Here is a 24,647-nt window from a genome sequence, read left to right as displayed (position 1 = left end):
GCTTATTCGACGCCTAGCAAATCGACACGGAAGGTAAGCACTTCATTAGGTCCAATCGGCCCTTGGCCCGTTTCGCCGTAGGCAATATCAGCAGGGATATACAGCATCCAGCTATCGCCGACGCTCATCATTTGCAGCGCTTCCTGCCAACCTTCGATGACCTGATTGGTTTGAAAACTGACAGATTCACCACGCTCAAAAGAGCTATCAAACACGGTGCCGTCTAACAGCATACCTTCGTAGTTAACTTCGACGGTATCTTCCGGGCCAGGCGATGCGCCATCACCCGATTCAAGCACCTCGTACTGAAGGCCTGAGTCCGTGACGGTCACGTCGTCGCGTTCGGCATTCTCGGCCAGAAACGCTTCGCCCGCGTCGAGGTTGTCCTGAGCCAGTTGTTCAGCTTCGGCGGCTCGCGCCTGCATTGATTGCTCTTGGAACGCCATCAATGCTTGGGTCATCTCTTCTTCACTAAGGGCCAGCTCGTTGTCTTCAAACACATCCCGCATGCCATCGTTAAATGCATCCAGGTCGAGGTCTTTGATATCCGCCTGCATGCTTTCACCTAACGTGACACCCAAGCTATAGGCCAAGCGCTGTTCATCCGTTTCTGGTTCAGCCGCAGCAAAAGGGGCAACCAGCAGTAGCCCCGTCAGGGCCGTGGTAGAGAGTAATTGTTTCATGAAACATCCTTTTATAACGGCGCCGAACGCCTATCTGTGTCACTCAAAGATTAACACCCACCGCCCCAAGCTGCATCTTTGGGACGGTGGGTGTTAATAAGACCACAGCATAAGCGAGAGGTTTAGCGTCTTAAACAACCAGCGTAGGACAGTGTGACGTGCCTGCTACACGCTGCGCGACGCTCCCCAACAGAGGGTTATTCTTTTCGCCGTTGGTCCCCTGAGCGCCAATCACAATAAGATCGCACTCTCGCTTTCGTGCAAAGCGCACAATAATACGTGAGGGACGCCCGCCTTTTACAAAAGCTCGCACGTAAGCGGTGTCTGCACCCAGCTCAACCGCATGGGATTTGGCATGCACGGCGATCTCTGTGGCGTACTCTTTCAGCGCGTCATCGGGAATATCCAACTGATTGGGCCGGACCATGGAGAGCGAAGCTTCCAATAGGCTATGGTGTTTGAACACACATAACAGATAAAGCTCAGCACCGGTTAGCATCTGTAGTCCCACTGCTTTTTCCAGCGCCTTCAAGGCGCCTTTTGATCCATCCACCGGGACTAATAGGCGATTAAACATTCGCGTACTCCTTGTGGCTGTTTAGCGGAAAGCAACGTCACGCAGGAACAGCGCAATTTGCGGGAACATGATCAGCAGAGCCGCCGCTAAAATAAGCATGAAAATAAACGGTGGTGTGCCTTTTATCACATCCCAGTAGGGGCGTTTGAATATCGCAATCGCGGTGAAAATATCGCAGCCAAAGGGCGGGGTGGCCGACCCGATCGCCACCTGCAGCGTAATCAAAATACCCACCAACACGGGGTCAAGCCCAGTAGCCTCAATCGCGGGGGTAAAGATCGGCGTCAGCACCAGAATGACCACAATCGGATCAACAAACATACAGGCAACGAAAAAAGCCACACAGATAGCGATTAGCACGCCAGTGGGCCCTGCTTCATTAACGCCCACCGCTTCCAATATCATCTGCGGAATTTGCGCAAACGAAATGATCCATGAGAAGCCATTACCCACCGCCACCAGGATAAATACCACGGCCGTAATCAGGCCAGTGGACTTAGCGATGGCGTAAATATCCTGCATCTTGAGCGAGCGGAAGACCACAAATTCCAGCAAAATGGCATACAGAACACACGCCGCAGCGGCTTCAGTCGGACTGAAAATACCGCCATAAATACCACCGACAATAATCACCGGAAAGCCGAGCGGCCAAAGGGCTAATTGGACGGCTTTGGCACGCTCTTTCCAGCTTGATTTTGGCTCTGTGGGTACGTCTTTAATAATCGCGTAGATGATGCAGTAAGCAGAAAACATACACAGGATCATTAACCCCGGCCCAATCCCCGCAATGAAAAGCTCACCGATTGACGTGCCGGAAATAACCCCGTAGATAATCATGCCGATACTCGGCGGGATCAAAAACGCAATGTCGCTGGCATTGATGATCAGCGCCAGCGAAAAGGAGTCGGAGTAGCCCGCTTTGAGCATTTTGGGACGCAACGGTGAACCTACCGCCACCACGGTCGCCTGGGTCGAGCCAGACACGGCCCCGAACAAGGTGCAAGAGGCCGCCGTACTCACCGCCAAGCCGCCCTTAATATGGCCTATAAACGACATCACCATATCTATCAAGCGGTTAGCCGATTGCCCGCGGGTCATGATATCGGCAGCAAGAATAAACATGGGCACGGCGATCAGCGAGGCCGGGCGGATACCCGCCATCATTTGCTGAATCAGCGTGTCCATCTGGCCGAAGCCGTTAAACATCATATAAAAGCCAATTACCGCAGCGGTAATCAGCGGAATCATCATTGGAAAGCCCAGCAGTAGCAGGGCAATCATGGTGGTGACCATTATTGTCGTCATGGCTGTTCCCCTAGGGTGCAATGCCCCGCGTTAGACTTCAGTTTCCGTGTCTTTGTAACCATCCACTACGCCCGTTGATAAATAGACATCATTGGACGTGAAGTTTTTAACCGCAGTCAGCAGATATTGAATACCGGTAATCAAAAAGCCCATCGGCACCCATAGGTAAATGATCCAGATTGGCAAGCCCAATGAGGGCAGCACTCGACCCTTGCTATAAAGGTCAAGAATATAAACAACGGAATAATAAAGAAGAAAAAACATCACTAACGAGGTGAACAGGGCTATACCGATCATCAATACTTTTCGCCCCCCTACCGGCAGGGCATCATAAATAGCCGACATACGTATATGACGGCCATGACGCGCAGCGTAACCAATACCCGCAAAGGTAATCATAATGATCAAAATGCGGTTTAATTCACCCGAAAACATGATGCTGTTGCCAAACACAAAGCGGGCAACCACGTTAATGACCGTATTCAGCGCCATTAGCAAAACACCCATCGCCAGTATCACGGCTTCTATTTTGCTAATTGCAGTGTCGATCAGACCTAGTGCTCCCGGCAAACCGGAGCGGTAATTCTTTTCCATCTCTTCATCGGTCATGGCCGGACTCCTTTTTAACGGCTCTTACTGGGTTAGCGCACAGCCATCAGCATAAACACTACTAGCGTACCGACATGTCGGAGGTGATGATTCAACGCTGGGTGTACGTAACCAAACAGTAACTGGGTGAACGCTCCCTCCGCATCCCCACCCCGCTAGCCGTACAACAAAAAAGGGGCAGCCTTTGCTGCCCCTGGGGTTATCACCTATCCCGCCAGTGTGGCGTCAAGGCGATTTATTAGCTTTCGTCAGTGACAGCTTCAAGGTCTGCTTTAAACTGCTCAAGCAGCTCTTTGCCATCTTCACCGGTCATTTCCAGGAAGGCTTCTTCAACCTGTGGAGCACGCTCACGGAAAGCCTGGATCTGCTCTTCATCCAGACGCGTGACGGTGACTTCGTCAGATGCCGCCTGGATCTTCTCTAGCGACGCTTCGGCCAAGCCTTTGATGTGCTCGATCGTATCATCGTAAGCCGCTTCCGAGGCTGCTTGGACTAGCTCTTGATCCTCTTCAGATAAGCCTTCGTAGAAGTCCTGATTGGCCATCATGGCAGTGGTGAACCAGCCATGCCCGGTAAACGTCAGGTGCGGCGATACTTCATAAAGACCGCCAGACTCGATCCAGAAAATCGGGTTTTCCTGACCATCGAGGATGCCGGTTTGCAGACCACCATACACCTCACCCCACGGCAGCGGTGTTGGCGTCGCGCCAAAGGCATCGTAGGTTTCGGTCAACAGCGGATTGGTCATGGTCCGAATTTTCTGGTTATTCAGACCTTCCGGCGTGGTGAATGGCTCATTGGTAGTAATGACCATTTCGCCTTCCGGGTACATTTGCAGCAGCTCTAAGCCTTGCTCGGCATAAAGCTCCGGGAACATTTCGTTGATGGCTTTACTTTCGTCGAAGAACTCCAGAACGGTCTCTTCGTCAGTCGGCAGCAGGTAAGGAATGAAGAAAATCTGTGCCTCGGGGATCAATGCACCGGTAAAGCCGGGTGACTGGTTCACAAACTGAAGAATGCCATTCTGAGTCTGCTCCATGATGTCGTCAGACTCACCCAACTCACCAAACCGGTATACCTGAATGGTGTGGTCGGAGTTTTCTTCGATATAGTCTTTAAAGGCGTGGGCAAAAACATCTTGAACGTCGCCTTCATACTCTTCGTGGGCGTAGCGCCAGTTATCCGCTTGCGCAACGGCCGTCATGCCCATCAGCAACGCACCCACACTGGCGGTGGTCACGAGCTTACTGGCGACAGACTTGGTAGATAAAGAACGAGTAGAAACGGATTTGCTTGCCTTCATGCGGTGTTCCCCTTGCAGTGGTAAGCGCGCTCTAGCTCTAGAGTGCGCAAGAACCTATTTAAGAAACCCAGCTCAGCTACGCGTTTTTCAACACGCTATGGTTATTCGCAAGCCATGATGGCTGACCGATCCATCAATGCCAGCCGATAGCGACTAGCAAGCAAGAGGCTGTTGTCCGAATGGTTATCAGTCATCTTATAAGCACCGACTTCAAATACACCCTTCTTGAACTCTCTTCTAAACGCTCTTCAAAGAAGCGGTGTTGAAGACCATCTTCGAACCCTCTATTACTGTTTGCTAACGAGTCGCTAGCGAGCCAATAACGCTAGGTATTTCAAAAACAGCTTAATTTCAGGCTAGCGCGCTCATTGATAGGGGTCAAGCTGGAAGGTAAGCGTTTGTAGCGCCTGGAGCGATGCGGATGGGCGTTTAAAGAGCCCCTCGGGCAGGCATTCCTGCTGTTCACCAAAAAGCTGAGTTAACAACCAGTTATCGACATTTGACGACATAACCCCAAGATTAATGACACGTTGCACGCCATTTTGCGACGCCCAAACCCATGTTTGCCAACGTTGAAGGTTCTCACGCTCGGCCATTAACTCTGCCTGTTTGATGGTATTGCGTAAGGCCGTCACGGTGTCACTTCCAACGGCCGACGCCTTTAAGTCGCGCCGCAATTTACGCAGCACGTCGGTCACCTGACGCTGCCACAGGCGCCGCTGATCACGCTCAGCAATCAGCGCATCAGGACGTGCCTGTAATCCGCCCGTGTAGAGCCAGCAATGAAATAGCAGCTCACAAACATCCAGCCCGGCCTCGTCTTGAAGTGTCAGGCACGCAGCCTCAACGCCAGGCTTCGCGTATAGCGTCAGAGCAAAATCCCATAACGGCCTCTGCTGAAGCCGCTGCAATCGGGTAGAATCAAGCGTAATAGGCTCTCGCATCGTATGACCCACTTTTTTCGGAGAAGGCATGATCGCACTGCGCCAAGTCGCCCTGCAACGCGGCACGCAAACGCTACTCGACAACGCGGACGTTACGCTTAATAACGGCGTGAAGGCCGGTATTATCGGGGCAAATGGCGCCGGTAAATCGAGCTTGTTCAAACTCCTGTTGGGCGAGCTTGCCCCGGATCAGGGCGATATCGAGATGAGCGGCGGCCAGCGTATCGCCCACATGGCCCAGGAAGTGGACGCCCTCGACCGGCCTATCCTCGAGTATGTGCTGGATGGCGACGTAGCGCTACGCCAGGCCGAAGCCGACTTGTTGGCCGCTCAGAACGCCGGAGAAGCCCACCGGGAGGCTGAACTACATGGGTTGATTGAAACCCTGGACGGCTATCGTGCGGCATCGCGTGCAGCACAATTGTTGGTTGGGCTAGGCTTCATGCAGGCAGACCTCAGCCGGCCACTCTCCGCGTTTTCCGGCGGATGGCGGATGCGCGTTAATCTCGCCCGCACTCTGTTTATGCCGTCAGACCTGTTGCTCCTTGATGAGCCAACCAACCACCTGGACCTCGATGCCCTGCTATGGCTTGAACAGTGGCTGACCCGCTACCCTGGCACGCTGTTACTGATCTCGCACGACCGCGACTTTCTGGACGCTGTGTGCGATCACATCGTGCATATGCATCATCAAACGCTGGAGCTTTACCGCGGCAATTACTCCCAGTTTGAGCGCACCCGCGCTGAAAAACTGGCCCTGCAGCAAGCTGAAGCCGCCAAACAGCAAGCACGCCGGGAAGAGATCGAGCGCTTTATCGCGCGTTTCAAAGCCCAGGCGACCAAGGCAAAGCAAGCGCAAAGCCGAGTCAAGATGCTGGAGCGTATGGAAGATATCGCCGTCGCCCACGTCGACTCACCTTTCCATTTCACGCTACCGGCTGCCGATAAAACCTCTCGCCCGCTACTGGTGTTGGATCAGGCACAGTTGGGCTATCCGGGCAGCAGTGGTGACGCAAGTGATAACAACGTCCAGCTCGACAAGGTCAACGTTACCTTGCTGCCCGGCAGCCGCATCGGCCTGCTTGGCCCCAACGGTGCGGGTAAGTCAACGCTGATCAAGTCGCTTACGGGCGAACTTGAGCTACTTAACGGTAAGCGTGTGCCCGGTGAGCATCTTGCGATTGGCTATTTCGCTCAGCATCAGCTGGAAGGGCTGGATGTCTCGTCAACGCCGTTTGTCCATGTCCAGCGCCTATCGCCCACCGCCAGTGACCAGGATATTCGTAATTTCCTGGGCGGCTTTGGCTTTAAAGGCGACGACGCCTTTGCCGCGGTGGCAAACTTTTCAGGCGGCGAAAAAGCCCGTCTAGCGCTGGCGCTGGTCGCTTGGCAAAAACCTAACTTGCTACTGCTGGATGAGCCCACCAACCACCTGGATCTGGAGATGCGCGAAGCACTGACCCAGGCGCTGGCCAGCTTCGAAGGCACGGTAATTCTGGTTTCTCACGACCGCCACCTGTTGCGCGCCACCGTCGATGAGTTCTGGCGAGTGGCGGACCATCGTGTTGAGCCCTTCGATGGGGATTTGGAAGACTACCGTGCGTGGTTAAAAGCACGCCTGGAAGATAGCCGCCGGGAGTCGCGTGGCGAAAAAAACGAGCGCCAGAGCCAGCAACCCAGCAGCGACAGCCGTGAAGCGCGCAAAGCTTCACGCAAGGCGGCCGCCGAGCTACGCGAAAAATTACGTCCGCTGAAAAAGCAGCGCGATCAGGCCGAAAAGGCCATGGAAAAAGCCCAACAGGAACTTGATAAGGTGGAACAAGACCTGGCTGACGCAGACCTCTATACCGACAGCGCCCGCAAAGCCGAACTGACCAAGACGCTGAGTCAACAAGCGGAGATCAAGGCACGCCTGGATGAGTCAGAACGGCAGTGGCTTAGCGCCGAAGAGGCGCTTGAGGCCATGGAAGCGGAGCTGCTTGCCAGCGAGGAAACGTCTCTTTAACACTGACAACACCGGGCTAGCTTTCTAATAAAAACGTGACCGGGCCATCGTTGATTAGCGCTACCTGCATATCGGCACCAAACTCACCGGTGGCCACCTGTGGCCAAGCAACGCGAGCTTGGCTAACCAGCAGATCAAACAGCGCTTCTCCCTGGTCCGGTGGCGCGGCGCTGGAGAAGCTGGGCCTTAGCCCCTTGCGGGTATCCGCCGCCAAGGTGAATTGAGAAACGAGCAGTAAGCCACCATTCACCTGCTGTAGATTCTGATTCATTTTGCCGTCTTGATCGCTAAAGACCCGGTAATGAAGCAATTTGTGGAGCAGCTTCTCCACGCTGGCCGTGTCATCCTGCTTCTCGACCCCTACCAATGCCAGAAGCCCGTGGTCGATACTACCCACCACATTGCCTTCCACCTCCACACTGGCGCGCTTGACGCGCTGTATCAATGCTTTCACTGCGCTCTCCTGGCTAACAAACGGCTAGTATCACCAGCGTGCATCACCCTCTCCGGCATAATTACCTCGCGTGGGAAAGTATCTAGACACAGTGACCAAGTATGCAAGCGTCAGCATGGCTTCAACCACCGGCTACCACCAGGCATGAAAGTGATGTACTGGCCCGCGTCCTTTACCAACGTTTAAGCGCACACTCGCCTCCAATGCCGCATGTAGCCAGCGTTTAGCATCACTAATCGCCGTTACTGGCGCATCAGCGCCTGCGTCCGCAGGCAACTTCGCCAGGCAAGCAGCAATCGCTGAGGAGAGCGCACAGCCAGTGCCATGCAAATTGTCGGTATCGATACGGGAGGCGGGTAGCCACTGTTGGGTATGCGGGGTTGCCAATAGGTCCGGGCAGGTGGCGCCGCGCAAATGGCCACCTTTCAGTACCACATAAGGGGCGCCCAACCGAGTCAGACCAGGCACCATGGCCTCCATATCATCTAAGCTCGTCGGCGATGATGAATCGAGCAACACGGCGGCTTCCGGCAAATTGGGCGTGATCACATCGGCGAGCGGCACCAGAATATCGCGGACGGCGCGAATACCTTCGCTATCGACCAGGATGTCGCCACTTTTAGCGACCATCACAGGATCGAGCACGATCCAACGGGGGCGACGCTGCCCCAGTACATCGGCGATCACTTCGGCGACTTCTCGGCTGGCCACCATGCCAATTTTGACCGCATCGAGTGCGACATCGTCCAGCAAGTGCTCCAACTGCTCGCGAATGGCCTGGGGAGCAACAGGATAAACCGCGGACACGCCACAGGTGTTCTGGGCAATCACCGCAGTAATCACGTTAGTCCCGTAAACACCGAGCGAGGAAAAGGTTTTTAAGTCGCCCTGCAGACCAGCGCCACCGGAAGGGTCGGAGCCAGCGATGGTCAGCACATTGCGAAGAGGGGTATCAGTAGACATGGTGCTCCTTACGGCAACGTCGTCATTGTGTGGTTAGGATACCCAAGCTGCGTTGCTTATGCTGCTTAAAACACCTATCGGTCAACGCAAAAACCGCCCGAAGGCGGCTCTTGTGTACGGGTTAGCTAAGCATAGCGGATTATTGAGCGGCATCGCCTTCCGGGTTACGGGCGTTGTAATAAGCCTGTTCGGAGATAGCGTGATAATCCTCGACCTTATCCTGGAATGCGCGATAGGAGTCGTAGATTCGTGTCGCCAGCTCGCTGGACGCAGCCAGCTCACCCACGACGTCAGCCGAATGTTCGCGAGCTTGCGCTAGTACATCGTCGGGAATCCGGCGCAGTTCTACATCGTGCTCATTGACCAGCGTTTCCAGAGCATCATTATTACGCGCCGTGTACTCATCCAGCACACTTTGATTCACATCACTAATCGCGGTACGCAGGATTGCCTGCAGGTCGGCCGGCAGCTCTGCCCACGCCTCTTCATTGACAATCGCTTCAAACATTACCGTCGGCTCGTGCCAGCCTGGGTAATAGTAGTAGTCGGCCGCTTGGTGAAGACCGAAGGCCAGGTCATTATAAGGGCCAATCCACTCGGTGGCGTCAATCGCTCCCGACTGCAGCGAGGTGAAAATTTCGCCCCCTGGCATGTTGACAATCGCCACCCCCATGCGGCTCATGACTTCGCCACCCAGGCCAGGCATGCGCATTTTTAAGCCGTCTAGATCATCAACCGAGTTAATCTCTTTGTTGTACCAGCCGCCCATCTGCACACCCGATGCGCCGGCCACCATCACATCCACGCCGAAATCATCATAAAGCTCGTTCCAAAGCTCCATACCGCCACCGTAGCTTAACCAGGCGTTCATCTCTTGAGCATTCATACCAAACGGTACGGCGGCAAAAAACTGTGCGGCGGGCGCTTTACCCTTCCAGTAATAGGAAGCGGAGTGACCAAGCTCAGCAGTACCATCAGAAACGGCGTCAAACACCTCAAACCCCGGCACCAGCTGCCCTGCGCCGAAGACTTCGATCGTCAGGCGACCCGCGGACATTTCATCGACCAGCTGAGACAACCGTTCCGGGCCCTGACCTACGCCGGGGAAATTTTTCGGCCAGGAAGTGACCATTTTCCAACGGAACTCTTCTTCTTGGGCCTGAGCCTGGTTATCAATGCTCGAAACAACCAACAGACTGGCAGAAAGAGCCGTCGTCATGGCGATGGCGACAGGTAATGTTTTGGCTTTCATGAAATAACCCTCTGGCTTCTATTATTACTGTTATTGGTAGGTCTTACACCGCCTAGCGACCTGCGCCAGGCGGTTTGTTACAAGCCATTTTTTTATTGGCAGCTTGGCTGCTTTGGTACTAGGTTGCCACTCCCTTGCGTTGATAGCAGCGGTGTTTTTCAACTCACCTTTCAACTCGTGCCGTTAGAACTGGGTCGGTAACCAGGTGGCCAGCTGGGGAATAAACGTCAGCAACAGCAACATCCCCAACTGCATCAGAATAAACGGAATCACACCGCGATAGATGGCCGAGGTAGGCACCGACGGAGGCGCTACACCGCGCAGATAAAACAGCGCAAAGCCGAACGGCGGTGTCAAAAATGAGGTTTGAAGATTAATCGCGATCATGATGCCCAACCAAATTGGATCAAGCCCCATCGCCAACAGAATAGGGCCTACGATCGGCACCACCACAAAGGTGATTTCAATGAAGTCGAGGATAAAGCCGAGCAGGAAGATCACCAGCATCACGATAATGGTCGCCCCGACGACGCCGCCAGGCATACCCTCAAACAGGTCGGTCACCATGTGTTCGCCGCCATAGGCACGAAAGACCAGCGAAAAAAGCGCCGCCCCAATCAGGATCAGAAACACCATGGTGGTGACATGGGTGGTCGAACGCAGCACCTCTTTTAGCGTCGCCCAATCTAACTGACGATAAGCCAACGCCAGCACCAACGCCCCAAATGCACCGACCGCGGACGCTTCGGTAGGCGTGGCAAAGCCACTAAGAATCGATCCCAGTACGGCGATAATCAAGACCACCGGTGGCACCAAGCCTTTGAGCAGCAATAGACCCAATCCAGAGGTATGCCCCAACTCGGCCATTAACTCTTCACGGTCGGCAGCGGGCGCCATGTGAGGACGTAACCACGCCACCAACGCAACATAGCTCATATACATTACGACCAAAATCAGGCCGGGTATCAATGCGCCCATAAACAGGTCGCCCACGGAGACCGTTTTGGGACTAAAAATTCCCATATCCAGCTGTGCTTGTTGATAGGCCGACGACAACACGTCACCCAACAATACGAGGGCAATGGAGGGCGGGATAATTTGCCCTAGCGTACCGGTGGCGCAAATGGTGCCTGTCGCTAGCGAGGTGCTGTAGCCACGCTTAAGCATGGTGGGCAGCGACATCAACCCCATCGTCACCACCGTTGCCCCTACAATGCCGGTAGACGCCGCCATCAACATTCCCACCAGCGTCACCGAAATACCCAAACCGCCGCGCAACGAACCAAACAATAGCGCCATGGCATCCAACAGTGTTTCCGCCACCTTGGATTTTTCCAGCAAGACCCCCATCAGTACAAAGAGCGGCACGGCCAACAAGGTCTGGTTGGTCATAATGCCGTATAGCCGATTGGGCAACGCGGCCAGATAGCCGCTGTCAAAATTGGCATTAATACCAATGGCTTCCAGCCCCATTCCCATGCCAGCAAATAGCAATGCCGTGCCCGCCAGCGAGAGCGCCACGGGGAAGCCGAACATCAAAACAATACAGATAGCAGCAAATAAAAAAAGCGGCATAAATTCCAGCATCAAACACGCTCCTCAAGATGACGGTCATCCGTACTGGGCGGCACTATTCGACCCGCCATCACATAGCCATTACGCACAATTTCAATCACGCCCTGCACTATCATTAGCAGGGCAAATAACGGAATGAGTGTTTTGAGTGCGTAAACAGCCGGGATGCCGCCATAGTCTGAAGAGGTTTCCAGAATGCGCCAGGAGTTAGAAACGTACCCCAGGCTAGAGGCAATAATGAAAACCATCACTGGCATTAACAGCGAGACGATACCGACGATATTGACTAAGGCCTGGCGGCGTGGCGACATCCCCCGATAGAAGATATCGACCCGCACGTGGCCATCGTGGCGAAGCGTATAGGCCGCCGCGAGCATAAAGAGGCTAGCGTGCATATACATCACTAGCTCTTGCATGAAGATGCTATTAACACTGAAGGCATAACGAAGCAGTACAATCGCGAACTGAATTAACATCATGATGATGATCAGCCACGCAAGGGTACGCCCGAACCACTCTGAAGCGCGGTCCAGCGCACCCATAAATCCTGGTAATTGTGTTGTGTCCGACATGGAAGTGTCTCGCGTAAAACGGCTAGGGGAGTCAGCGTCCCAGACAATAGCGCATATACGCAGACATTGCAGCGCTCTCACGCGGCAAGATAGGCTTGTTAGGCTAAACGCCCGACCGAATAGCCGCTAAACAAGCCTCAGGTAACGGTAAATCAACGGCAATCGGCAAATGATCCGAAAACAGATGATCCAATACCCGTACTTCTGACACCTCTAACGACTGCGACAACAGTATATGATCCAGGGCTTGGCGTGGCTGCCAGGAGGGATAACTAAGCAGGGGTTTAACGGGATGCAGTGGCAACGATGTACAAAAGCGCTCATGGGCATGCAGCTGATCAGGGCTACAGTTAAGATCCCCCATGACCACCACATGGCGCAGTGGCTGAATAATATCGCTCAAATAATTGAGCTGGCGTACCCGGCCCCGATGACTAAGCGCCAGATGAGCCACAAAGATATGCAGCGCCTCCGGCCCTTCTCCAAAGCGAGCATGGATCGCGCCACGGCCAGGCATCGCCCCCGGCAAGCGATGCTCTTCCACCTGGCTTGGCACCAGCCGTGATAATAACCCGTTGCTGTGCTGGGCAATTCGCCCCAGGTTACGGTTCAGCTGCTGCACATGGTGGGGAAATCCCGCTTTGGAAGCGAGATACTCCACTTGATTGATTCGGCTTGAACGAAAGCTACCGCCATCGACCTCTTGAAGCCCGACCACGTCAAACTTGCTCAGCACGTTACCTATTAAATCCAAACGTTGCTGGCGGCGCGGGTGCGGTAAGATATGCTGCCAACTACGCGTCAGGTAGTGATGGTACGCAGAGGTTTGGATGCCCACCTGTAGATTGAAGGTTAGCAACCTTAGATGGCCGTCTTTTAACAGCGACGAGCGAGTATCGCTTGCCGCTGTTTCATGGGGCTCTCTCGCTTCACGAAGCATCGTTATTCCGCGCGCTCTGTACGCACCTTCTCGATCAGCGCATCTGCCACTTTCGGCATGTTTTCCAGGCTACCAGCAGAGCTTGGCGACACGACGTAACGACCGTCAATTACCAACGCGGGCACCCCCATCAGCTTCATTTCACGCATCCGGTTATGGGCTTCATTAACGTTACTGCGCACACTAAAATCGGTTAATGCTTGCTTCGCTTCTTCCTCGCTGACGCCGTAGTTGGCGAAGAAAGCCGCAATCTCATCGGGCGTTGTCAGCGACTGTTTTTCTTGATGAATGGCATTAAAGAAGTCGGCGTGTAACTCTTCTTCGATGCCGAGCGACTCAGCGGCATAAAAGGCAGTCGCATGGGTGTTCCAATCACCGCCCATCGTGGCAGGCATTTTGTCTACACTAACGTCATCTTCCAGCGTCTCGTACCACTCATTTACCGGCGTCTGTAGGCGGTAGCAGTGGGGGCAGCCAAACCAAAACACTTCGGTCACTTCAATTTGCCCCTCATCGACGTGGGTCTCAACTGGTGAGTCAAGCAGCTCGTAGTGCTGGCCTTCAACGACCTCCTGAGCACTGACTACTGCAGAAAACCCAACGCCAGCCAGGGCGACCATTAGCGTTTTAAACATCGCGCGCGATTTAGACATTATGTAGATTTCTCCATGAGTAAGCGGACGTTATGACCGTGGATATAAAAGTGGGTTCCGTTCTATCACGATCACAGCTCTATTATCTACCGCGACTATTTATCACCGCTATCTGTCACCCCCCTCTATAGCAACTAGTGATCGTGACCATATCCCCCATTAAAGCAGCACTGGTAACGCGCAACGGGGGATAGGGTGTGCTGGCCGCCCTAGTGCAGGCCTAGCACATAGTTGGCCACGGCCTCCATGTCGCTGTCGCTCATTTTGGCGGCGATATCGCCCATGATGTTATTGGGGCTATTGTTACGATCGCCCGTCGCAAACGCCTGCAACGTTGACACGGTGTAAGCGACGTTCTGTCCAGAAAGTGCTGGATAAACGGCGCTGCCGATCCCCGCGCCAGTCGGCGTATGGCAGGCGGAACAGGCGGGAATGCCCTTTGCCATGTCGCCAGCGCGATAGAGCGCTTCACCGCGTGCTAATAACTCAGCATTGTCGGCGTCGGCTTGACCCAGACTAGCGTTTTGACGCGAGAAATGCGCCGCCACATCCCAGGCATCCTGATCAGAATAGTCATCGACGATCCCGGCCATTTGCGGCACGACGCGAACACCGTCGCGAATGTCCATCACCTGCTTGGCAAGGTAAGACATTTGCTGCCCCGCCAAATTAGGGAACGTCCCCACTGCACTGATACCTTGCTGTCCATGACAAGCAGCACAGACCTGAGCCATTTCTTGCCCGGCTGCCGGGTCAGCGTCAGCTTGATAGTTTGTTTGAGCGTGAACAGCGCCTACGGCGCCCATGGTAATTGCCAAGCTTGCCAGTAACTTTCTCATTGCTATTCCACTATGCCGTTTTATGTTTGACTGGTACGCACGCTGAGTGTCTTCCAGGCTCCACACATTACCAGGGCTAGCTCCGCCAAAAACGAACAACGTATCGCGCTGGTCGCTACCGGCTAGAACGCGATGGTACACTAGCGCCCCAGATCGCAGTTATAAACCATCTTCATTATAACGAATCACCCGAGTAGCGGGAATGTAAGCCTAGGCCTGCTTTAGCGGTAATTCGTCGCGGTTCGGCTAACTATCCTCTATTATCCGTCGCTACTCTACGCGCTACTGACCATAAATGATGATATGGCGAGCGCGCTTAGCTGACCGCTTTTATGTTCGTTTCTCCAGGATCCAGTCCATGTCTACCTCTCATGATAGCCCAGTCCCTCGGCTGAACTACCCCACCGCTCGCTTTACTATTAGCGCTCCGACCCTGGCGCTATGCCCGGATGATACAGGCGCAGAAGTGGCCTTTGCCGGGCGTTCAAACGCCGGAAAATCGAGTGCTATTAATGCGCTAACGCAACAAAACGCGTTGGCGCGCACCTCGCGTACGCCGGGCCGTACTCAGTTGATCAACTTTTTTAGCGTGATGAATGACACCTCGCTACGCCTGGTTGATCTACCAGGCTACGGGTACGCCAAAGTCCCCGAAGCGGTTAAATTAGAATGGCAAAAGCACTTAGCTGAGTATCTTCGTAATCGGTTTAGCCTACGCGGTTTAGTACTGCTAATGGATGTACGCCACCCGCTGACCGAATTTGACCAAATGATGCTCGAGTATGCTGATCAACGCGAAATGCCTGTGCATATTTTGCTGACCAAGGCCGATAAGCTTAAAAAAGGGCCTGCCAACGCCGCGTTGCAAAAAGTGCGCTCGCGCTTAAAAGAGTGGGAAGACCTGGTCTCGGTTCAGCTGTTCTCTTCTCTCAAGCGCGACGGCGTCGATACGCTGTCGCAGAAACTGAATCAATGGCTGTATACCCCGCCAGAATGACGCGTTTCTGCGCCGTCCTTGGCTATCCGCTCAATCACGTCAGGCAGCTCTTTGATATGCGCAATACGGTGTACTCGCGCTGGCAACGGCTGGCTCTCCGTTGAGGAAATCCATACGGCATGCATGCCTAGTTGCTGGGCGGGAAGTACATCTTCCTGCCAGGAATCACCCACGTGCATGGCGCACTCAGGGGCCACGTTTAAGCGAGATAGGGCGGCAAGAAAAGGCGTGGGATCAGGCTTGGGTGCCAGCAACTCGCCTGCTGCAATCGCGACGGGAAAATAAGCGGCCAACGGCTGTCGGCTCAAGTGAATATTGCCATTGGTAATCGCGGCCAGTCGATAACGCTGTGTTAAGGCGGCCAGTAAGCCTGCTGCCTCTGGGTGTGGGGTAACCTGTACCCGCAGCCGATGGAACTCGTTCATCGCCGCCGCCGCCCACATCAACGCCGCACTGCGTGGCAGGCCTTGCGCTTCCAGTTGAGCTTCCAGCGCGCGCAAACGCAGCCAGGTGAAGTCGCCTCGTCGCTCGGGCACCTCCTGGGCCAACTGCTGACGGCGCTGCAGGTAATCCTCCCTGCCAGCATCGTGCGTTAGCGCCAGCGCAGATTCCTGACGAGCCGCCCGCCAGACGTCAAGCGCCTCTCGCAGCCAGCGATAATGGCCTTCTTCTGTGCGCAGCATCACCCCATGGTTGTCCCATAGCGTGTCATCCAGATCGAAAGTAATGGCCTGCAGCGTGTTCATGGCTTGCTCCTGGGGCTATTTCTATGGTCGTTGGAGCCTCGTTTAGCTCGGGGGTGCGCTGCATCATAGCTGGTCGCAAGGTGCTGCCAATCAAGGCGCGTATAGATTTGAGTGGTCGACAGGTTGGCATGGCCTAACAATTCTTGCACCGCGCGCAGATCCTGACTCGACTCCAGTAGATGGCTGGCAAAGGAGTGCCGCAAGCGGTGAGGATGCAAATGTTCGGGTAACCCACGGCTAACTGACAGTTGTGCCAGGCGCTTTTGAATGGCTCGATGGCCCAATCGAGTACCACGCTGACCTATAAATAGCGCCTGCTCCTCAACTGGGGCTAATACGGAACGACAGCCCAGCCATTCGGCCAGGGCCTGATCGGCACGGCCCCCGACCGGTACTTGCCGCGGCTTACCGCCTTTACCAATCACCCTGACCTGACGGTTGTGCAAATCCCCCACGTCCAGCGCCGCCAGCTCCGCCAAGCGTAGGCCGCTTGAGTAAAACAGCTCAAGCATCGCCTGATCGCGGATGCTGAGCGGTGACCCATCGTGGGGAGTATCAAGAAAGCGCGCCAAGGCATCGACATCGACTGGCCGCGGCAGGTGGCTCGGCTGTTTAGGCGTGCGCAGCAACCCCACAGGGTTATCTACCAGTACACCTTGTTTGACAAGGTAGTCAGCAAAGCGCGATAGCGCCGCACGGCGCCGGGCAAGGCTACGGGGCGCTAAGCCGCGACTGCGCTCTGCTCCCAGAAAGGCCCGCAGTAGCGTCGTATCCAGCGCCGCCGGGTCGGTTACCTCGCGGCGTTCGGTAAACACGCATAGCGCGGCTAGATCATGCCGATAAGCAGCCACGGTGGCAGGGCTTGCGCGCCCCGCCAGCGCGGCTAGAAATGCCTCGACACGTGCGGCGATAGGACTCTCAGCCATGATCACCCAAGCGTACTAACAGGCGTGCAACGATATCGCCGAGATATTCGGTAAATAACGTATCCATGCTCGCGCGATAGGCATCGGGGCTGGGGCTTGCCAGCAGCAAATAGCCCAACGGATCGCCTGCAGAAAGACGAGAAATCGCACAAGAGCCGGCTTTGCGAGGCGCTTTCACATGGGGCAACAAGCACTTCCAATCGCTGACACTTAGCTTGACGCAGCGGCTGGTGCGGCCATCCAGTAGCGCGGCTAATCGCGTGCTGGCGTGCTGATCCAGTACATGGCGTGGGGGTTGAGGGGGCGTTGGCTCAGTGTCACTTAATGAAGCAGGGCACCATAACGCCATGGCGGGCGTATCAAAGCGCTCGCTCAGTTGGGTAGCCAGCGCTTGTGCCAGCGCATCGCGATCCGGCGCCTCCACCAACACTATCAACGTTTCACGCAGCCGACGATACTGGGACTCGTTATGGCGAGCCGTTTCTAGCAAGTGTTCCAGACGGCCCTCGGCGGTGTCAGCACGCTTGCGCAGATCTAACACCAGGCGTTCCAGCAGTGACACCGCCCCGTCGATATGCGGGTGGGGTACCTGCAGCTGTTGAAGCAACCCTTCGCGGCCGACGAAAAAATCGGGATGGCGCGCCAGCCAGAACGCCACTTGATCAGGATCGAGCGTTTTGCGGGGTTCGGGGGCTTGTGACATCGCCGTTCTCCTCGAATTAATTAAGTGCTACGCGTCCATCGAAGACACGTGTAGCTGGCCCCACCATCGTTAGCGCCCCTTCAGGGTCGGGCCATTCAATGCTGAGCTCTCCACCGAGCAAATGAACCTTCACGGGGCTTTTTAGCAGCCCCTGGCGAATCCCGCTGGCTACCGCGGCACAGGCACCGGTGCCGCAGGCAAGCGTTTCGCCGCTACCGCGCTCGTACACGCGCAGGCGAATTTCACTGGGCGAAAGTACCTGCATAAAGCCTACGTTAACACGCTTAGGAAAACGGGGATGCGCTTCTACCAACGGTCCCAGGCGTTCCACTGGGGCGCTATCAACGCTGTCGACTTGCAGCACCGCATGGGGGTTACCCATCGAGACCACGCCAATCTGTAGCGCTTCACCGTCGATGTCCAGGCGATGTAACGGCTGGTCGCCGGGGGCATCAAACGGTAGCGCATTAGGCGTAAACCGAGGGCAGCCCATATCGACCCTCACCATGCCATCAAGCTGCACGGTCAATACCAGCGGCCCACCCGCGGTTTCGACATGAATTTCGTGTTTATGGGTTAACCGTTGATCGCGCACAAAGCGGGCAAAACAGCGCGCTCCATTACCACAGTTTTCCACTTCACTGCCGTCGGCATTGTAAATACGGTAGCGAAAATCCATTTCTGGATCACGAGGTGGCTCAACCACTAACAGCTGGTCAAAACCAATCCCGAAGCGCCGGTCTGCCAAACGACGAATCTGGGGCTCCTCCAGCCGGGCACGCTGAGTGACCAGATCCACGACGACAAAGTCATTTCCCAAGCCATGCATTTTGGTGAAATGTAGAAGCATTAGCGCCCCCCTGCTTCAGGTAGCAGCGCTTCACCCGCCCACAGGCTGGCAACGGTCTCCCGCGCGCGCACCACGTGGCAGCGATCACCATCGACCATTAGTTCAGCAGCCCGAGGGCGGCTGTTGTAGTTCGAGGCCATCACAAAGCCGTAGGCTCCCGCCGAGCGCACCGCCAGCAAGTCGCCTTCGGCAATTGCCAGTTCGCGCTCTTTACCCAGAAAGTCACCGGTTTCACATACCGGCCCTACCACATCATAAAGTGCCGCTTCCCGCGCTTCACGGGTATCAACCGGAACAATTGCCTGCCACGCCTGATAGAGCGCCGGGCGAATCAAGTCGTTCATGGCCGCATCGACGATCGCGAAATTCTTGGTCTCGCCAGGCTTGAGAAACTCGACCCTGGTTAGCATAACGCCTGCATTGGCGGCAATAGAACGGCCTGGCTCGAATAGCAGCGTCAGCGAGTCACCGCCCTCCCAACGCGATAGCCGTGCCAATAGCTGGCTGGCGTAATCAAACGGCTGGGGCGGTTTTTCATCGCGATAGGGCACACCCAAACCGCCACCTAGGTCCAGGTGATCAATCTCGATACCTCGCTCGCGCAAGCGCTCCATCAATACCAGCAGCCGCTCCAGAGCATCTAGAAAGGGAGCTGTTTCAGTCAGCTGCGAACCGATATGGCAGTCAAGCCCCTTGACCTGGAGATGAGGCAGGCTCGCCGCCAATTCATACACCGCGAGGGCTTCATCGACCGGAATGCCAAACTTGTTGTCTTTCAAGCCTGTCGAAATATAGGGGTGGGTGCCCGCATCCACATCGGGATTGACGCGCAGCGAGACTGGGGCAATTTTGCCCTTCTCACCCGCAACACGATTCAAACGCTCAAGCTCTGGTCGTGATTCAACGTTAAAGCACTTAATGCCGACGTCCAATGCTCGGGCCATTTCATGGGCCTGCTTGGCAACGCCGGAAAACACCACCTTCGCCGGATCGCCGCCTGCGCTAAGCACGCGTTCAAGCTCGCCAATAGAGACAATGTCAAACCCAGCGCCAAGCTTTGCCAACAAACCCAACACCGCCAGGTTTGAGTTGGCTTTTACCGCGTAACAAATGAGGTGCGGATGGCTGCCCAGCGCTTCTGTATAGGCACGAAAATGGCGTTCAAATGTCGCCTTGGAGTAGACGTAGCAAGGCGTGCCGTACTCACTGGCAATGCGCGATAGCGGTACGTCTTCGCCATACAGCACACCGTCGCGATAGTTAAAATGATCCATGGTGCTTTTCCCTCTCCTGCGGCGGTCTATTCTGACGGCTGGCCAGGTTGCTCATTCGCGGATGCATCGTCCGGCATATATAGCGGCCCTTTTTGTCCGCAGCCTGCCAACCCAGTTAACAGCAACGCCGCAAGGGCAATAATAACGATCGCTTTCACGCGCCCGCCTTAAGCGCGCCTAACGCTTCGCGCGCACGCTGGGCGGCAGCTCGAACTTGGTTCGGCGCGGTGCCGCCGATATGATTACGCGCCGCCACGGAGCCTTCCAGAGTAAGCACCTCAAATACATCCTGCTCGATGGTGTCGGAGAACTGCTTGAGTTCATCAAGGCTCATTTCAGACAAATCTTTTTCGCTTTTGAGCCCATAGGCGACCGACTGACCGACGATTTCGTGGGCATCGCGGAACGCCACCCCTTTACGTACCAAGTAGTCGGCCAGATCGGTTGCGGTAGAGAATCCACGCCGCGCCGCTTCATACATACTGGCTTTTTTGGGTTCAATAGCGGGCACCATATCCGCAAACGCTTTTAAGCAGTCGCGCACCGTATCGACAGCATCGAAAAGCGGCTCTTTATCTTCTTGATTATCTTTGTTGTAGGCCAGCGGCTGTGACTTCATCAGCGTTAATAGCGCCATCAAGTGGCCATAAACACGGCCGGTTTTGCCCCGCACCAGCTCGGGTACGTCGGGGTTTTTCTTCTGCGGCATGATGGAAGAGCCGGTACAGAAGCGGTCGGGCAGATCAATAAAGTTGAACTGGGCACTCGTCCACAGCACGAGCTCTTCGCTCATGCGCGACAGGTGCATGAGGAGAATGCTGGCAAAACTAGTAAATTCAATCGCAAAATCACGGTCAGAGACGGCGTCTAAGGAGTTCTCCGCGGGGCGATCGAAGCCTAATAATTCAGCACTTACATGGCGGTCGATGGGGTATGTGGTACCCGCCAGCGCAGCCGCGCCCAGCGGCATCACGTTAACGCGTTTGCGGCAGTCCAGCAGGCGCTCGTGATCGCGAGCCAGCATCTCTTGCCAAGCCAGCAGATGGTGACCAAACGTGACCGGCTGGGCGGTTTGCAAATGGGTAAAGCCGGGCATAATGGTCTCGGCTTCACGATCAGCCAACTCAATCATGCCTTCACGCAGGCGTTTCAGCTCACCCTCAATCACATCGATTTCATCGCGCATGAATAGTCGGATATCGGTGGCGACTTGGTCGTTGCGCGAGCGCCCGGTATGGAGCTTTTTACCGGTCACGCCAATTTTTTCAGTCAGCCGTGCCTCGATGTTCATGTGCACATCTTCAAGCGGCACTGACCAGTTAAATTCACCGCGCTCGATCTCACCCTGTATGTCGTTCAGCCCATTGATAATGGCATCACGTTCGTCTTCGGTGAGAACGCCTACCCCTGCCAGCATGGTGGCGTGGGCAATAGAGCCCTGGATATCCTGGCGTGCCAGGCGCTGATCGAACGTAACGGACGCGGTGAAACGCGCGACAAAAGCATCGGTGGGCTCGCTAAAGCGACCGCCCCAAGACTGATTCGTAGCTTGGCTCATCGAAGTTATATCCTGCTGACAAAACATGAGTTGTTGCCGAAAGTGTACCAGAGTCGCCCCGGTCAGCGGCATGTCGTTTTTTAGTCTGGCAACGGCCAGGTGCGCGCCGTCGTGAAAGCAGGTGGTGCGGCTAAAAATGCCTGAAGGGCCGTCAATGGCATGGGACGCGCGAAGTAGTAACCCTGGAAATAGTCACAACGGCGCTGGGTTAGGTAGGCAAACTGCGCCGCCGTTTCAACGCCCTCGACCAACACCTCTAGGCCCATTTTTCCTGCCATGGCAACCACGCCATCAATAATCGCGGCATCGTGGCGGTCAGTAATCACATCACGCACAAACGAACGGTCAATTTTAATTTTATTAATCGGTAGTCGCTTTAGATAGCTGAGGCTGGAGAATCCGGTGCCAAAATCATCTAACGCGATATGCACATCCAAGTCGCGCAAGCGCTGAAGAGCCTGGATCGCAGGCTCTGCAATGTCCATCAGAATCCCTTCAGTAACCTCCAGCTCTAACAGCCCAGGCGTTAAACCGCTGCTCGTCAGCACCTGTTCAATGGAGCGAGTAAACCCTGGCCGTTGAAACTGCATCGGCGAAACATTCACCGCCATGCTGATCTGGCCAACGCCCATCGCGTTAAGCGTTCGCGCATCACGGCAAGCAGTGTTCAGCACCCACTCGCTGATAGGAATAATCTGACCGGTATCTTCAGCGAGGCGAATAAAATCAATGGGCGGAATATTGCCGCGCTCAGGGTGCTGCCAACGAATCAGCGCCTCGACTCCTACGACGCGGCCACTCGGCGCATGGATTTGTGGTTGATAATGAAGCTCAAACTGCTGCTGCTCAATGGCATGCTGAAGCGCATTACGCATGCTGACTCGCTCACTTACCTTGCGATTTAAGTCTTCAGTAAACCAATAGTAGGTGTTACGCCCTCGCCGTTTGGCTTTGTACATCGCCAAATCTGCCTGCTGGATGAGTTGGCGAGGGTTTTCCATACTGCCGTCGTTAATGGCAATCCCGATGCTCGCGGTAATTCGCAGCTCACTGCCGCGATAATGGTAGGGTGGCGAAAGCCCCTGAAGAACACGCTCCACCACTTGAACCGCATCGCTTTGATGCGCCAGATCCGGCAGCAGCACTACAAATTCATCGCTACCAAAGCGCGCGACGGTGTCCCAGGGGCGCAGTTCATTTTCCAATCGTTTGGCAACTTCCGTCAGCACGAAGTCGCCCACTTCATGCCCCAAGGTATCGTTAATCGGCTTGAAGTCGTCCAGATCAATAAACAGCACGGCGATATAACGCTGATAGCGACGCGCCACCACACACCCCTGCTCTAAACGCTGCCCCAGCAGTAGTCGGTTGGGCAATCCGGTTAGCGAGTCATGATGCGCATTATGGGTCAGTTGGGCCTGATATTCGCGCTGCTCTGTGATGTCGTTCTGAACACCGATAAAATGGGTAACATCGCCATTGCCGTCGCGCACGGGGGAAATATAAAGGTCATTCCAAAACAGCGCGCCGTCACTCCGATAGTTACGAATAACCACGTGTACTTCACGTTGCGCAACAACGCCTTCTCTTAGCTGAGTCAAGGTAACCGGGTCGGTCTCTTCTCCCTGCAAAAAGCGGCAGTTACGGCCCAATGCTTCATTCCGTGAGTAGCCGGTAATACGCTCAAAGGCGGCGTTGACGTAAACCATTGGCAGGTCATGACGCTGAGCATCGACAATGACGACCCCATTGGTGCTCGACTCAACGCTACGTTCCAGCAGCTTGAGCTGATGCTCGGTTGCTTTACGCTCATTAATGTCGCGAAAATAGACCGCCAGCCCTTCCGGCGACGGGTATACGTTCGCTTCAAGCCAAAGCCTTAGCCGCGGGTTGTAATCTTCAAAATGTATCGCTCGTTGCTCCTTAGCCGCACGCTGATACTCATATTCAAAGCGGCTGCCCACCGCCTCAGGAAAGCTCTGCCAAATATGCTGCCCTATCAGCTCCCCTTCCTTGCGCTGCAAAATGCGCTCTGCTTCGGGATTAACGTAGGTAAAATGCCACTGCTTATCCAAGGTAAAGAAGCCGTCGGTGATGCTGTCCAGCGTGATGGTGAGTCGTTGGGCAAGTCTCGCTAGGTTTTCACGCAGTTGTTTTTGTTCGGTAATATCTTGCGTGGCTCCCTGGACCTGAACAATATTGTTCGCGTCGTCGCGAACCGCCTTACCAATGACGCGCACCCAGCGATGCAGCCCTTGCCGAGTAATGAGCTCATACTCTTCGTCAAAGCTAATACCATGCTCGCTGCATGCCTTGAAGGCCGCGAGCAGGCGTTGCTGTGACTCGCAAGCATAGAAGGAGAACGCCTCATCAACACTTGGTTGAAAACCAGCAGGCATGCCGTGGATGTGACTAAGCTCATCCGACCAGGTAGGCCTACCGACCGCCATGTCTACATACCAACTACCGATCAGGGCAGCTTCACCGGCAATTTGAAATAGTTGCTGGTTGCGTAGCAATTGAGTCTCGGCTTTCTTGCGGCGCGTAACGACTCGGGCAATGACGTAAATCACCCCATCGCCGAAAGAAGGTGAAATTTCCAACCAGTGATGCTTGCCTGTTGCCGTAATAGCGCGCACTTCAAACGGAGTGACGTTTTCCCCCTGATGCATGCGCATGAGCGCATTCTCGATCACTGAATGATCAAGCGGATTGATGACCACGCCGCAAGGACGACCGAGGAGCGCTTCCTTCGGATACTCCAGCCGGGACACAAAAGCCGGATTGACCTGCAGCAGCGTGCCCTCAAAATCGATACAGCAGAACAGGTCCTGCGAAAGCAGGAAAAACTGATCAAGCTGGCAATGGGGTGTCACGGAGGCCATATACGTTCCTACACAACGGAAAAGACACTTTGCG

General features: G+C 55.0%; 24 protein-coding genes. 2 read left to right on the top strand and 22 right to left on the bottom strand.

Annotated features, from left to right (window positions below):
* Nucleotides 1-2: 2 nt before the first annotated feature.
* The 6 genes from ACFFLD_RS15555 to ACFFLD_RS15530 form a co-directional block, all read right to left on the bottom strand.
* On the bottom strand, nucleotides 3-683 hold the full coding sequence (locus tag ACFFLD_RS15555; protein WP_386041942.1) for an FKBP-type peptidyl-prolyl cis-trans isomerase N-terminal domain-containing protein: 681 nt from the start codon (nucleotides 681-683) through the stop codon (nucleotides 3-5).
* A gap of 130 nt (nucleotides 684-813) precedes the next feature.
* Entirely contained in the window at nucleotides 814-1,260 is a 447-nt protein-coding gene (locus ACFFLD_RS15550) for a universal stress protein (RefSeq protein WP_386041940.1), read from the bottom strand.
* A 21-nt stretch (nucleotides 1,261-1,281) separates the two neighbouring features.
* The gene (locus ACFFLD_RS15545; RefSeq protein WP_386041938.1) at nucleotides 1,282-2,565 is read right to left on the bottom strand and encodes a TRAP transporter large permease; all 1,284 of its coding nucleotides are present in this window, start codon (nucleotides 2,563-2,565) and stop codon (nucleotides 1,282-1,284) included.
* A 30-nt stretch (nucleotides 2,566-2,595) separates the two neighbouring features.
* Nucleotides 2,596-3,174 carry a TRAP transporter small permease gene (locus ACFFLD_RS15540; RefSeq protein WP_386041936.1) on the bottom strand — a complete coding sequence of 193 codons (579 nt, stop codon included), beginning with the start codon at nucleotides 3,172-3,174 and terminating at the stop codon, nucleotides 2,596-2,598.
* A gap of 238 nt (nucleotides 3,175-3,412) precedes the next feature.
* Nucleotides 3,413-4,477, bottom strand: coding sequence for a TRAP transporter substrate-binding protein (locus ACFFLD_RS15535; protein WP_386041934.1), 1,065 nt, complete (start codon nucleotides 4,475-4,477; stop codon nucleotides 3,413-3,415).
* 365 nt (nucleotides 4,478-4,842) lie between these two features.
* Entirely contained in the window at nucleotides 4,843-5,421 is a 579-nt protein-coding gene (locus ACFFLD_RS15530) for a TIGR02444 family protein (protein ID WP_386041932.1), read from the bottom strand.
* A 28-nt stretch (nucleotides 5,422-5,449) separates the two neighbouring features.
* On the opposite strand from ACFFLD_RS15530, the gene ACFFLD_RS15525 reads away from it, so the two are divergent.
* Nucleotides 5,450-7,426, top strand: a complete 1,977-nt coding sequence (locus tag ACFFLD_RS15525; protein ID WP_386041930.1) for an ABC-F family ATP-binding cassette domain-containing protein — start codon at nucleotides 5,450-5,452, stop codon at nucleotides 7,424-7,426.
* Nucleotides 7,427-7,442: 16 nt separating this feature from the next.
* Here the strand turns inward: ACFFLD_RS15525 and dtd are convergent, their stop codons facing one another.
* The 8 genes from dtd to ACFFLD_RS15485 form a co-directional block, all read right to left on the bottom strand.
* The gene (gene dtd / locus ACFFLD_RS15520) at nucleotides 7,443-7,880 is read right to left on the bottom strand and encodes a D-aminoacyl-tRNA deacylase (protein ID WP_386041928.1); all 438 of its coding nucleotides are present in this window, start codon (nucleotides 7,878-7,880) and stop codon (nucleotides 7,443-7,445) included.
* 132 nt (nucleotides 7,881-8,012) lie between these two features.
* A complete protein-coding gene (gene thiD, locus ACFFLD_RS15515; RefSeq protein ID WP_386041926.1) occupies nucleotides 8,013-8,843 on the bottom strand; it encodes a bifunctional hydroxymethylpyrimidine kinase/phosphomethylpyrimidine kinase in 831 nt (276 codons plus the stop codon).
* Nucleotides 8,844-8,982: 139 nt separating this feature from the next.
* On the bottom strand, nucleotides 8,983-10,095 hold the full coding sequence (locus ACFFLD_RS15510; RefSeq protein ID WP_386041924.1) for a TRAP transporter substrate-binding protein: 1,113 nt from the start codon (nucleotides 10,093-10,095) through the stop codon (nucleotides 8,983-8,985).
* Nucleotides 10,096-10,278: 183 nt separating this feature from the next.
* Complete coding sequence (locus ACFFLD_RS15505; protein WP_386041922.1) at nucleotides 10,279-11,682, bottom strand: TRAP transporter large permease; 1,404 nt, start codon at nucleotides 11,680-11,682, stop codon at nucleotides 10,279-10,281.
* Nucleotides 11,682-12,242: a TRAP transporter small permease subunit gene (locus ACFFLD_RS15500; protein WP_386041920.1), complete on the bottom strand. Its 561-nt coding sequence runs from the start codon at nucleotides 12,240-12,242 to the stop codon at nucleotides 11,682-11,684. The genes ACFFLD_RS15505 and ACFFLD_RS15500 overlap by 1 nt, the downstream gene beginning before the upstream one ends.
* 103 nt (nucleotides 12,243-12,345) lie before the next feature.
* Entirely contained in the window at nucleotides 12,346-13,182 is an 837-nt protein-coding gene (locus ACFFLD_RS15495) for an endonuclease/exonuclease/phosphatase family protein (protein WP_386041918.1), read from the bottom strand.
* A gap of 2 nt (nucleotides 13,183-13,184) precedes the next feature.
* On the bottom strand, nucleotides 13,185-13,817 hold the full coding sequence (locus ACFFLD_RS15490) for a thiol:disulfide interchange protein DsbA/DsbL (protein ID WP_386042865.1): 633 nt from the start codon (nucleotides 13,815-13,817) through the stop codon (nucleotides 13,185-13,187).
* A gap of 227 nt (nucleotides 13,818-14,044) precedes the next feature.
* Nucleotides 14,045-14,674: a c-type cytochrome gene (locus tag ACFFLD_RS15485; protein ID WP_386041916.1), complete on the bottom strand. Its 630-nt coding sequence runs from the start codon at nucleotides 14,672-14,674 to the stop codon at nucleotides 14,045-14,047.
* Between the two features lie 358 nt (nucleotides 14,675-15,032).
* Here ACFFLD_RS15485 and yihA point away from each other — a divergent pair, with 358 nt between their 5' ends.
* Complete coding sequence (gene yihA / locus ACFFLD_RS15480) at nucleotides 15,033-15,671, top strand: ribosome biogenesis GTP-binding protein YihA/YsxC (protein ID WP_386041914.1); 639 nt, start codon at nucleotides 15,033-15,035, stop codon at nucleotides 15,669-15,671.
* Here the strand turns inward: yihA and ACFFLD_RS15475 are convergent.
* The 8 genes from ACFFLD_RS15475 to ACFFLD_RS15440 all read right to left on the bottom strand — a co-directional run bounded on the left by ACFFLD_RS15475 (nucleotide 15,644) and on the right by ACFFLD_RS15440 (nucleotide 24,613).
* Nucleotides 15,644-16,417, bottom strand: a complete 774-nt coding sequence (locus tag ACFFLD_RS15475; protein ID WP_386041912.1) for an HAD family hydrolase — start codon at nucleotides 16,415-16,417, stop codon at nucleotides 15,644-15,646. The two genes, yihA and ACFFLD_RS15475, sit on opposite strands and share 28 nt — an antisense overlap.
* The gene (locus ACFFLD_RS15470) at nucleotides 16,414-17,343 is read right to left on the bottom strand and encodes a tyrosine recombinase XerC (RefSeq protein ID WP_386041910.1); all 930 of its coding nucleotides are present in this window, start codon (nucleotides 17,341-17,343) and stop codon (nucleotides 16,414-16,416) included. Before ACFFLD_RS15470 ends, ACFFLD_RS15475 begins: the two co-directional genes overlap by 4 nt.
* Entirely contained in the window at nucleotides 17,336-18,046 is a 711-nt protein-coding gene (locus ACFFLD_RS15465) for a DUF484 family protein (RefSeq protein ID WP_386041908.1), read from the bottom strand. Before ACFFLD_RS15465 ends, ACFFLD_RS15470 begins: the two co-directional genes overlap by 8 nt.
* Before the next feature lie 16 nt (nucleotides 18,047-18,062).
* Nucleotides 18,063-18,896, bottom strand: a complete 834-nt coding sequence (gene dapF / locus ACFFLD_RS15460) for a diaminopimelate epimerase (RefSeq protein ID WP_386041905.1) — start codon at nucleotides 18,894-18,896, stop codon at nucleotides 18,063-18,065.
* Nucleotides 18,896-20,170, bottom strand: a complete 1,275-nt coding sequence (gene lysA / locus ACFFLD_RS15455; protein WP_386041903.1) for a diaminopimelate decarboxylase — start codon at nucleotides 20,168-20,170, stop codon at nucleotides 18,896-18,898. The genes dapF and lysA overlap by 1 nt, the downstream gene beginning before the upstream one ends.
* A 26-nt stretch (nucleotides 20,171-20,196) precedes the next feature.
* Nucleotides 20,197-20,328, bottom strand: a complete 132-nt coding sequence (gene lptM / locus ACFFLD_RS15450; RefSeq protein WP_446753359.1) for an LPS translocon maturation chaperone LptM — start codon at nucleotides 20,326-20,328, stop codon at nucleotides 20,197-20,199.
* A complete protein-coding gene (gene argH / locus ACFFLD_RS15445) occupies nucleotides 20,325-21,728 on the bottom strand; it encodes an argininosuccinate lyase (protein ID WP_386041899.1) in 1,404 nt (467 codons plus the stop codon). Before argH ends, lptM begins: the two co-directional genes overlap by 4 nt.
* An 80-nt stretch (nucleotides 21,729-21,808) precedes the next feature.
* Nucleotides 21,809-24,613, bottom strand: coding sequence for an EAL domain-containing protein (locus ACFFLD_RS15440; RefSeq protein WP_386041897.1), 2,805 nt, complete (start codon nucleotides 24,611-24,613; stop codon nucleotides 21,809-21,811).
* Nucleotides 24,614-24,647 lie beyond the last annotated feature (34 nt).

This window comes from Vreelandella sulfidaeris, assembly GCF_042429665.1.
Taxonomy (GTDB): Bacteria; Pseudomonadota; Gammaproteobacteria; order Pseudomonadales; family Halomonadaceae; genus Vreelandella.
The sequence above is the reverse complement of the archived record's forward strand: the minus strand, read 5'-3'. Positions and strand labels throughout refer to the sequence as shown.